We start from the raw sequence: 11192 nt of genomic DNA on the forward strand, positions 1-11192 counted from the left end.
TCTAAATCCTCAACCGGATACCGGTTTTGCTCCGGTTACTTCAATGGTTTCACCGGCGATATAGCGGGACTGGTCTGAAGCTAGAAACGCGATCACATCGGCGATATCTTCTGGCTCGGCAATACGGCCCAAAGGTACCGTCTTATTCAGTTCTTCCACTGCCTTATCAGGATCAAGGCCGCGGCGTTCAAAGCCGCTACGGATCATCGGTGTATTGATCTCGTGGGGGCAGACCGCATTTACCCGGATTTGCAGTGGTGCACAATCACGGCCCAGGTTTTTGGTCAGTGCCGCGACTGCGCCTTTACTGGTGCAATAGGCAACGTGGGCAGGACCCGGATGGGTGCCCCAGACGGAAGAGGTATTAACGATGGCGCCTCCACCGCGCTTATTCATATGAGGGATAGCCGCACGGCATAGGTAGAAGACCGCATTGAGGTTGACGTCCATTGCCAGAGACCACATATCATCAGTGGTTTCCTCTATGGTGCCCCGTGGAATGATACCGGCATTGTTAAGTAAAATATCAACACCGCCAAAGGTCTCGACAGTGGCTTCGATTAGCTGAGCGCAGTAGTTCTTATCTCGCAGGTCACCGGCATAAAAGGCAACTTCAGCGCCTGTCTTACGGGTCTCTTCTGCAACTTCACGACAAGTGGCTTCGTCCATATCGGCAATCATGACGCGCGCCCCTTCGCTGGCAAACAGCTTTACCAGAGTGCGGCCAACGCCACCGGCACCTCCAGTGATCACAGTAATCTGATTTTCGAATCGCATTATTTTTATCCTCGTTAATCGCAGTGCTCAGGTTTGATACAGCCGATGATGCAATAACGGAGATACAGGGGACAAACGATCTTTAGTGAGCTTTCAGGTAACTTTTAGTTAAGTAAAGGCTAACCGTGGCGCAGGGGCTAGAACCGCCACACAAATTCGACTAGTGGTACTAAAAGTTTTGTATGAATTGCTACAATATGTAGCAGTAGTTAGCGGTAGTTAGCGGTAGTTAGCAGTAATTTTATTGCTGAGAGTTATCCATACCGCTTAGTAATCCGCTGTCTGGTCGTGGATTAGTGGGGTGTTGCATGTGATCAATTAGATGGTGCTTTTGCAGGCTATCATTGAAATAACTAAGCGCTGGTCAATCCACTATTAGAGTGTTCAGACAAAGCTAACCGACTAGCTGAAGGCTTGTCAGAGTAGTAGTTTTTTGCCTGTTCTTTGTTGCGGCCCCTGCATTCGTGGGATGCCACTGAAACCGGAAGGAAGCACGGTAATCCTACCGCCTTGTTGCAGAAACTGGCTGGTTTGATTATGAATAGTTTCGTGGGTTTCATGGGCCGGAGATGGCTTTGGAATGTTTCGCTGACGCAGGGCTTTCATCTCTATCTCTCACAGTTTTTGTTCAGGGCTAAAAAAGTATAGGAGAAGATTTTTGGATTGCTCAATAAATAACCAAAAGAGTTCTATATTAGGATTTATCTAATTAGGTTTGAGTGAGTTGTTTCCTGATGTTGACTGACAAAGAGGTCTTTGACCGAAGTCTGTTTAGGTTCTTTCTCTGCTGCTCAGAAAGGCTTGACAGTTAAGGGCTTGGAGGGCATTTTTAGTTAAACGTCTATTTAAATATATGGATTTAGCTAAATGCCTAAAGTTGGAATGCCTGAAATCAGGAAACCGCAGTTAATTAACGCGACGATGGAGGCCATTAACGCTGTTGGTTTACAGAAAGCCAGTGTGGTAATGATTAGTAGCTATGCAGGTGTTTCTCCGGCCATTATTAACCATTACTTTGGTGGAAAAAGTGGCTTACTTGAGGCGACGATGCGTTCGGTTCTGAAACAGCTGTCTGAAGGGGTAAAGAGCCGTCTGCAAGAGGTGGGCCCGGACGATGCAGTAGCGCGAATTCAGGCGATAGTCGGCGGTAATTTCTCTTCTGATCAGATGGACAGTAAAGTTGTTAAAACCTGGTTGGCATTCTGGTCTCAGTCGATGCACGATGAAGCGTTGTTTCGTCTGCAGCGGGTTAATGAAAAGCGCTTGCTTTCACATCTGTTACTGGAGCTTAAAAAGGTATTGCCTGCAGAAAAAGCGCTTTTTGCCGCGCAGGGTATTGCAGCACTAATCGATGGTATCTGGTTAAGAGGTGCACTATCGCCACAGGGTATTAATGCTGAACTGGCCCAACGAATGATTACTGACTATCTGAAGCTTCAGCTAGCTTAATAGCCTTCCTGCATTACATGCAAAGCGTAAAAAAAGACCCCGGTAATAACCGGGGTCTTTGCCATTCACATATACAGCCCTGAAGGGGTAGAACTGTATATGTATCCTTAAAATAAAATTCTATTAAAAGGTACGGCTGATGCTGAGTACGGCACGGGCATCGGCGATATCTTCCCAGTAGTCTTTGTCGATATTGGTGTCCGTATAGCCAAGAGACAGATCAAATCCGGCAACGCTTTTCGCTACAGACAGGCCCCAGTGATTATAGGAATCGTCATCCGCATTAGGGCCATAGTAAGCAGCGCCCTTGTCATCCAGAAGTTTGGTGTGTGACGCGTCCAGGGTCAGGCTAAATTCTTCAGGCAGACTGATGGTATGGCTAAGAGTGACAACGACTGAATTGCCCACATCGCCGAAGTAGTTATCTGAGTAAAGCACTTTAGCGGTAGTGTTTTCTTTGAAAGTCACCGCGCCATAGACTTCGCCGTAATTGAATTCAGCGCCATCATCGTCGGCACCCGGGTAAGTGTAGAATGCATAACCCAGATCAAAGCCGAAGTCGTCATTGATGCTGCCCGCATAACCTGCATAGTAATCTATCTCTACTTCAGCGCTGCTGTAGCCTACTTCATCCAGTCCAGAAGCCCAGACACCGGCATAGAAACCTGCATCGTTGTACCAATCGACACTACCTTGCAGGGTCGCGTCGCCATCGGTGCTGCTGACGCCGTTATAAACGTAATCAGATACCAGCGTTGCCGTTGCTGAAATATCAGCATGGGCCTGCAATGCGAAGCTTGCAGATGAAATTATTACAGTTGTGGATAGAATTTTTTTTAACATGTTTAATCCTCAAGATTAGGATATTTTTATTCCCTTCTTCGGCATATTTCCGAATTTTGGGCAGAGTTTGTCCGCTGCTTGACGAATCAGGCAGAGACCAGAACGGGGTTAGAGTTTGTGCGTCAGATCAGGCGGTTTGTACAACCAGCTGGTTGCGTTTTTTGAGTAGCAGCAGATAGATGGCTGCGTAGAGTCCAATGACGACCAGGCCTATCCAGGCAATATCGAACGGGGTGAATTGGTACAGCAGAATAAGGCCATACATAGCAATGAAGTTACCCAGAATGTACTTACCTTTACCGAATCGCTCAGGTGTCAGCGAAAGGTTCTGTGTATACAGCCGGATCAGGGAATCCAGAGAGTTAATCACAAACACAATACCCACAAACACCATTGCCAGTTTCAGGAACTCAGTCATTTCAATCGCATTAACATAGTTGTAGTAGAGGACTGAGAACCATATCGCCAATGGGATTGATGGAATAACCAGCAAGGCGATGCACAGCTGCCAGGTTTTAATACCACCGACAAAGCGTGCCACGAACTGACCGATCATGATGCTCCAGCTGAACCACCAGAACAGATAGAACTCGTGATAGTCAGAGATCGGGTGAGTGAATTGATCAATATTGGTGAAATAGCCACCGATACTCGCCATAGTGCCAACCAGCTCAGTAAGCCCTAAGCCGTTGGTGTTGAACATTACCAGCGCGATCAAGCCAAAGAACAGCCAGGTAGAGCCTATGCTTAAGATTTTCACATAACTGATATCAGTACTGGAGAGTACTGCCATTAGTACGACCACCGCGACCAGACCAAAGCGGACGGGATCTGAGATACCTTCGACGTAACTTGGCAGGTAGCTTAGGAATAAAAAACCGGTGAAAGCACAGGTGCCAATGATCACTATGTTATTCACTAGTTTGATAGCAGGAATTTCAAACAACTTTACTTTGGGTTCAATGACGCAGAAATAGAAAGTGGTCAGGAAATAGAACCCCCATACGAGAAAACCCCAGAAGCCGAACTCTATCGCCAGCGGGTTAGTGAACTGGTATGCCTCTTCGGCAGCATAAGTAGGGAACTCGGTCAGCGGGAACATAATCAGGCCGACATCGAGGCCGGAGGTGAACAGAATCGCAATAAAGGCAAACAATGAACTTGGCATCGGGCCTTTACAGTTGATGTTTCCTGCCCGAACGACGATGTACGCCGAGGTTAGCAGTGTCACCAGGATGGCGAAGGTCAGTATGGTTGTCATGAGCAATGGTTCCTTTTTTTATTATATAACCGGTCTGTCTGGCAGACCTTCTTTGCATAGAACGGTGTTGCAATTGGCTCTGTTGATAGCCCCTATTGTCACGCGGCGCTGGCGGTAAAGTGCTTACCCAGTAGAGCGTGGTAAAAATCATTATCGGAAAGGATTCCAACCAAAATATCGTCTTCGTTTAGCAGCACGGGTTGTCCGGTACGGTAACGGATCTCAATTGCATGACGCATTGAGATGTCCGGGGTCGCCATAACCAGAGTATCTTCCTGTAGCAGGTCGATATTTTGACCCTCCTGCCAGTGATGCAACGCTAATGGCTTGCCCTGACGACTGGCTGAGACGACCTGACCTGAGTCGCTGGTACTGATGCAGGTGTTATCATTACGATTAAGTACCAGCATATCGTCAAAACGTTCTAACGTTGCCGCACCAGTCATCAGGGAACGACCTTTCAGAACATTGAGTGGGTTGGTATGCGCAACAAACTCTTCAACATAGGCATTCACTGGGTTCAGTACGATATCTTCTGGTTTGCCATGCTGAATAATCTCTGCTGATTCCATAATGGCGATATTAGTGCCAATCTTCAGTGCTTCATCAAGATCATGACTGACGAACAGGATTGTCTTATTAAGCCGCTGTTGTAATTCAATCAGTTCATCTTGAAGCTGACTGCGAATCAACGGGTCCAGAGCAGAAAAAGGCTCATCCATGAGCAGTATGTCGCTATCCATAGCGAAGGCTCTGGCTAAACCAACTCTTTGCTGCATGCCGCCGGAGAGTTCATGAGCGTATTTATTACTCCACTCATGCAATCCGACCATTTCTAGCTTTTCCATCGCTTTAGCGCGACGTTCCTGCTTGCCCATTCCCTGCATTTCAAGACCAAAAGCAACGTTGTCTAACACCGTTAGCCAGGGCATTAGAGCGAAGTTTTGAAATACCATAGAGATGCGACGGGTGCGCATATGACGCAGTGTTGCCTCATCACAGGCGCCAATGTCGACCATCTGTTCTCCGTCCTGGACCAACAAATTACCGCGGCTGATAGGGTTTAACCCATTAACTGCCCGTAGCAGGCTTGATTTACCTGAGCCAGACAGGCCCATCAGGACACAGATCTCTCCTTCGGCTACTTCGATACTGGCGTTATGTACACCTACCACATTGCCACCCAGGTCGATGATCTCCTGTCGGGTTTTACCCTGATCAAGCAGGTTGAGGCTGGTTTCAACATTGTCGCCGAAAACCACATCCAGATTGCGAATACTGATAGCTGACATGATTAACCTTCCTCTTTGGAGCCAGGGGCTTTAAAGATACGATCCAGGATGATCGCGACCAGAACTATTGCCAGGCCCGCTTCGAAACCCTGAGAAATATTGACAGTGTTTAGTGCCCGGATAACCGGTTTTCCAAGTCCGTCAGCGCCCACGAGGGCGGCGATAACGACCATCGATAACGACAGCATAATGCACTGGGTGATGCCGGCCATAATGCTAGGCATTGCGGCGGGGAGTTCCACTTTAAAGAGCAGCTTCATCGGTGTTGCGCCAAATGCTTTGCCGGCTTCTATGAGATTTTCCGGTACTTTGCTGATGCCCAGATAGGTCAGGCGGATAGGCGCTGCGATCGCAAATATAATGGTAGAGATCAGGCCCGGTACAACGCCCAGACCAAAGAGCACCAGAGTTGGAATCAGATAAACAAAGGTAGGTATGGTTTGCATCATATCCAATACCGGTCGCAGGTAGGTGTAAATTCTGGGTTTATGTGCTGCCAGAATACCGATCGGAATACCAAACATTACCGATAGGGTTGTTGCTGTCAGAACCAACACAAAGGTTTCCAGCATCTCCTGCCAGTACCCCAGATTCAAAATCAGTAGTAGGGCTACTACGACAAAGATGACCAGTGGAATACTGCGGTGCAATGCCCAGGCGAGGGCCGCAGTCAATATCATCGGGACATAGGGAGGGAACCACTGGAAAATGTCCACAATAAAGAGAATCAGCCACTCCAGAGATACTGAAATGGTATCGAAGAAGCCTGCAGCATTAAATGTCAGCCAGTCGACGAAAGCTTCCATCCAGCTACCCAGAGGGATTTTATGTTCTGTAATCCAGTTCATACGACAGCCTTTATTTACAGTTAGACAGCCAGTATTCAACAGAGAGGGAGAATACTGGCAGTGAACAGGCTTGATATCAGAGTTCTTTCTCAGAACTCATTATCAGAGTGGTTTATTAAAGTTCCAGGTGTGCGCGAACGGCGGAAAGGGCATCGCCACCGTCAAGGGTAGTGACACCATCCAACCAGCTGTTAAGGGCCTCTGGGTGAGTCTTTAACCAGGCACGGGCAGCGGCATCGGGTTTCATTCCATCGTCCAGAATAGCCCCCATGATCTTGTTTTCCATCTCCAGAGTGAAAGACAGGTTCTTCAGCAGTTGTCCCATATTAGGGCACTCTTGGGAGTAGCCTTGGCGTACGTTGGTATGCACACTGGCGCCGCCATAGTTGGGGCCGAAAAAGTCGTCACCGCCCGACAGGTATTCCATCTCAATGTTTGAATTCATAGGGTGAGGAGCCCAGCCCAGGAAAACAACCCACTGGTCACGTTTAGCAGCTCGGCCAACCTGTGAAATCATGCCTGCTTCACTGGACTCAACCAGCTTGAAGCCTTTCAGACCAAAAGCATCATCGTCCATCATGCTCTGAATCAATCGGTTACCATCGTTGCCTGGTTCAATACCGTATACCCGGCCTTTCAGTTTATCTTTGAATTTTGTGATGTCTGCGAAGCTTTTCAGACCCGCGTCATAGACGTATTTTGGAACGGCCAGGGTATATTTTGCACCTTCAAGATTGGCACGAACCGTTTCAACGGTGCCTGCTTCACGGTATTTAGCGATATCTGCTTCCATGGTTGGCATCCAGTTACCCAGAAATACATCAATGTCAGCATTGGCCAGAGAAGTATAGGTTACCGGTACAGACAGTAGTTGGGTTGATGGCTTATAACCCAGACCTGAAACGATCTCACTGGCTACGGCAGTGGTGGCGGTAATGTCGGTCCAGCCCACATCGGAGAAACGAACGTTGTCACATTGTCCGGCAAAGGCACTTGATGTGGCGAAAATGGTTGCGGCGGCAAGGCCTAACACTTTTCCAGTGTTCTTAAGTAGAGGCATTCCTGGGCTGATCTCTTTACGTTGTGTACTCATTGGTCTGTACCCTTTTATAAGTAATAAAGTGTGTGCTTTTTTTTCTTATTCAGTTCTCTATTCAGTGCTGCATCTGTGTAAGCGGAGCAGGCCCTCAGCCTGTCTCTTGAGTTGTTATGTCAGGAATAAATGGTCTTTTTGCTGTGCCCAGGCGCTGCCTTGACTGCCATTGCTCATCGATCCAGCTATCAACCTTTGTCTCTGCTAAAGGCTGATTGTTGAGAATTATATCTGCAGCTTTTTCGGCCACCATAATGGTTGGCGCGTTGAGGTTTCCGTTGGGTATGGTTGGGAATATGGATGAATCGACCACTCGAAGTGCTTCGATACCCCGTACCCGGCACTGACTGTCCAATACCGCCATGGGGTCGTTATCAGCTCCCATCTTGCAAGTACATGATGGATGGTAGGCGCTTTCGACGTTTTCCTTCACCCATTGGTCAATGTCTGCATCGGAGGTGATCTGAATGCCGGGCTGAATTTCATCGCCCCGGTATGTATCCATCGCGGGCTGGTTCAGCAGTTCACGGGTCAGGCGAATAGTGTCGCGCCAATCCTGTTTATCCTGCTCGGTGCTGATGTAATTAAACAGGATGCCTGGTTTCGCTTTAGGGTCTGCCGATTTGATCCATATGCGACCGCGACTTTCCGGTTTGTTGGGGCCGACATGTACCTGAAAACCGTGGCCTTCTATGGCTTTACCACCGTCGTAGCGCATCGCTGCAGGTAGAAAGTGGTACTGTATATTTGGCCATTTGAGTCCGGCTCTTGAACGGATAAAACCGCAGGACTCAAAGTGGTTGGTAGACCCCAATCCATCTTTAAACAGCATCCAGCGTGTGCCGATCAGTCCTTTACTGATCAGGTCGAGTTTGCCGTTCAGTGTGATCGCCTGCTTACAGTGGTACTGAAAATAGACTTCAAGATGGTCCTGCAGGTTTTCGCCAACGCCTGGCAGATTGTGCACGACATTGACGCCGGCATTTTGTAGTACTTTTTCCGGCCCGATACCGGACAGCTGTAGTAGTTGCGGCGAACCGACTGATCCGGCAGTAAGAATGACTTCTTTAATCGCCGCTACCTCAGTAATGTTACCGTTCTTTTCATACTCGATACCGATAGCACGCTTGCCATCCATTACAACTTTTCGGGTCAGTACACCGCTGATCAGTTTAAGATTACTGCGCTTCATTGCGTCACGAAGGTACGCATTAGAGGTGGATGACCGCACGCCTTTTTTGACGGTCATGTGCATCGCTCCAAAGCCTTCCTGCTGGTAGCCGTTGTAATCATCTGTGGTCGGGTAACCCGCATCTTCACCCGCATTAATAAAGGCTTGATAGAGCGGGTTGAGGGTCATGTCGTTGCCACCGCAGGTGCCAAGTGGTCCGGTTCCACCGCGATACTGATTGCCGCCTTTATCCCAGCTTTCCGCCTTTTTGAAATAGGGTAGGCACTGTTGATAGCCCCAGCCTTTGGCACCGTGCTCCTCCCATTCATCAAAATCACAGGCATGGCCACGAACGTAAACCATGCCATTAATAGATGAACCGCCGCCTAAGACCTTGCCCCGTGGACAATGCATGGAACGGCCGTCCAGGAAGGGCTCATTTTCTGTGTGAAACTGCCAGGCGTATTTCGGTGTATTCATTGGGTAGGAAAGGGCGGTGGGCATCTGGATAAAAATGCTTTTATCGCTGCCGCCGGCCTCAAGGAGCAGTACGCTGTGTTTACCATCCTCAGTTAATCGGTTGGCCAGAACACAGCCAGCAGAACCTGCGCCAACAATGATGTAATCGTACTGTTTTTTATTCGTCATACTACTACCGCTAATAAATGTGCTGGAATAACTGGCCGTATCGCAGTGCCTATAAATCTAATTGCAGTGGCCATAATGTTGATTCTTTAATGGGCCGTTACTCGTAAGGACACTCAACATCCCCCAGTTCGACGTATACACTTTTTACCTGGGTGTAGTGATTCAGTGTTTCAATACCATTCTCTCTGCCAACACCGGACTGTTTATAACCCCCAACAGGCATCTCAGCTGGGGAGGCGCCCCAGGTGTTGATCCAGCAGATACCGGCCTGAAGGCGGGCGATGACTCTGTGAGCACGGGAAAAATCGGTTGAGAAAACGCCTGCTGCCAGTCCGAATTCGGTACCGTTAGCCCGCTGTATTACTTCCTCTTCATCGGTGAAGTGTAGAATCGACATCACCGGCCCGAAGATCTCTTCTTTGACGTTTGGCATGTCGTCGGTGCAATCGGCGAATACGGTCGGCATAACAAAATTGCCTTTATCCAGTCCATTTTCTACTGCACGTTCTCCACCGCACACTAGACGTGCTCCGGCCTCTTTTGCAGCTTCTATATAACCCAGGACTTTTTCCATATGATCGGTGGAGATCAGAGCGCCAACCTGAGTGTTCAGATCAGTTGGGTCACCTATAATCATCCGGTCGGTACGTTCAGCTACTTGGCGGATAAACTCATCGTAGATACTGTCATGAACGAAAACCCGGGTGCCGTTAGTGCAAACCTCACCCTGGGTGTAGAAGTTAGCGAGTAGGGCACCGGCAACAGCATTTTCAACATTGGCATCGCCGAAAACGATCAACGGTGATTTTCCGCCCAGCTCCATGGTGACCTCTTTTAAAGAACCTGCTGCATCAGCCATGACTTTCTTGCCTGTACCGCATTCGCCGGTGAAAGAGACTTTGGCAATCTCAGGATGACGCGACAGTGCCTGACCGACGCGATAATCACCTTGTACAACATTGAATACGCCGTCGGGCAAACCGGCTTCGGTAAATATCTCGGCTAGCTTGAGAACGCTAAGTGGAGTTTCTTCTGAGGGTTTGAAAATCATGCAGTTACCAGCGGCAAGTGCAGGGCCTGATTTCCACATCGCGATCTGGATAGGGTAGTTCCATGCACCGATGCCGGCACATATTCCCAGTGGCTCACGACGGCTATAAAAGAAGTTAGTGCCGCCCAGATCCTGTTGCTGGCCATGAATAGTTGCAGCGAGCCCTGCGTAATATTCAATTACATCAGCGCCGCTGGCGATATCAACACAGTTAGCTTCCTGTAGTGGCTTACCGGTATCAAGCACTTCCAGCATCGCAAGCTCATCATTACGATCACGAAGGATTGCTACAGCACGCATTAAGATACGTCCCCGTTCGGCACCACTCATTGATGACCAGACTTTAAAGCCCTCTTTAGCTGTTGCAACGGCAAGGTCAACATCTGCCAGAGAGGCTTGTTGAACCTCCGCCAGTTGTTCTCCGGTGGCTGGGTTTAGCGTTGTAAATGTCTCGCCCGAGGTAGCGTTCTGATAACGGCCATTTATATATAGAGCTTTTTGCATCGGTATTCGTCTCGCTTATTTCGATGCCCTTAGTTGTGAGCAGTTGCAACTCAGACATCGATGTTTGTATTCAGTTAACGCCAATAAAGATGAAGTGGCTTAGCGTTAGCTGGTTAGCATATCAGTAATTGGTTTTTGTTAATTGATCGTTTAATTAAAAATAATATTGGCTAATTCTTGACCAAAAGTCAAAAGCTTAGGTTGTCGCTTTTAGAACTGAAGTTAATTTTGATTACACTCGATTGAGTTATTAAT

General features: G+C 48.3%; 10 protein-coding genes. 1 reads left to right on the forward strand and 9 read right to left on the reverse strand.

Features of this window, described 5'->3' with window-relative positions; translation table 11 throughout:
* Positions 1 to 9: 9 nt before the first annotated feature.
* Both QZZ54_RS12770 and QZZ54_RS12775 read right to left on the reverse strand, forming a co-directional pair.
* Positions 10 to 777 (reverse strand): SDR family NAD(P)-dependent oxidoreductase, encoded by a 768-nt coding sequence (locus QZZ54_RS12770; protein ID WP_290703076.1) that lies wholly within the window; start codon positions 775 to 777, stop codon positions 10 to 12.
* 417 nt (positions 778 to 1194) lie between these two features.
* Entirely contained in the window at positions 1195 to 1383 is a 189-nt protein-coding gene (locus QZZ54_RS12775) for a hypothetical protein (RefSeq protein ID WP_290703077.1), read from the reverse strand.
* Between the two features lie 261 nt (positions 1384 to 1644).
* Between QZZ54_RS12775 and betI the strand changes: the two genes are divergently transcribed.
* Positions 1645 to 2226, forward strand: a complete 582-nt coding sequence (gene betI / locus QZZ54_RS12780) for a transcriptional regulator BetI (protein WP_290703078.1) — start codon at positions 1645 to 1647, stop codon at positions 2224 to 2226.
* Positions 2227 to 2349: 123 nt separating this feature from the next.
* Here betI and QZZ54_RS12785 read toward each other — a convergent pair whose 3' ends face one another.
* The 7 genes from QZZ54_RS12785 to betB all read right to left on the reverse strand — a co-directional run bounded on the left by QZZ54_RS12785 (position 2350) and on the right by betB (position 10937).
* Entirely contained in the window at positions 2350 to 3069 is a 720-nt protein-coding gene (locus QZZ54_RS12785; protein WP_290703079.1) for a TorF family putative porin, read from the reverse strand.
* A 127-nt stretch (positions 3070 to 3196) separates the two neighbouring features.
* Entirely contained in the window at positions 3197 to 4330 is a 1134-nt protein-coding gene (locus QZZ54_RS12790; RefSeq protein ID WP_290703080.1) for a BCCT family transporter, read from the reverse strand.
* Positions 4331 to 4428: 98 nt separating this feature from the next.
* Positions 4429 to 5622 carry a choline ABC transporter ATP-binding protein gene (choV, locus tag QZZ54_RS12795; protein ID WP_290703081.1) on the reverse strand — a complete coding sequence of 398 codons (1194 nt, stop codon included), beginning with the start codon at positions 5620 to 5622 and terminating at the stop codon, positions 4429 to 4431.
* Positions 5623 to 5624: 2 nt separating this feature from the next.
* Positions 5625 to 6470, reverse strand: a complete 846-nt coding sequence (choW, locus tag QZZ54_RS12800) for a choline ABC transporter permease subunit (protein WP_290703082.1) — start codon at positions 6468 to 6470, stop codon at positions 5625 to 5627.
* Positions 6471 to 6585: 115 nt separating this feature from the next.
* Positions 6586 to 7530 (reverse strand): choline ABC transporter substrate-binding protein, encoded by a 945-nt coding sequence (locus QZZ54_RS12805; RefSeq protein WP_290703085.1) that lies wholly within the window; start codon positions 7528 to 7530, stop codon positions 6586 to 6588.
* Positions 7531 to 7657: 127 nt separating this feature from the next.
* Complete coding sequence (gene betA / locus QZZ54_RS12810) at positions 7658 to 9382, reverse strand: choline dehydrogenase (protein ID WP_290703083.1); 1725 nt, start codon at positions 9380 to 9382, stop codon at positions 7658 to 7660.
* Between the two features lie 97 nt (positions 9383 to 9479).
* A complete protein-coding gene (gene betB / locus QZZ54_RS12815) occupies positions 9480 to 10937 on the reverse strand; it encodes a betaine-aldehyde dehydrogenase (RefSeq protein WP_290703084.1) in 1458 nt (485 codons plus the stop codon).
* Positions 10938 to 11192: the final 255 nt, after the last annotated feature.

The sequence above is a fragment of the Amphritea sp. genome (assembly GCF_016744155.1).
Classification (GTDB): domain Bacteria; phylum Pseudomonadota; class Gammaproteobacteria; order Pseudomonadales; family Balneatricaceae; genus Amphritea.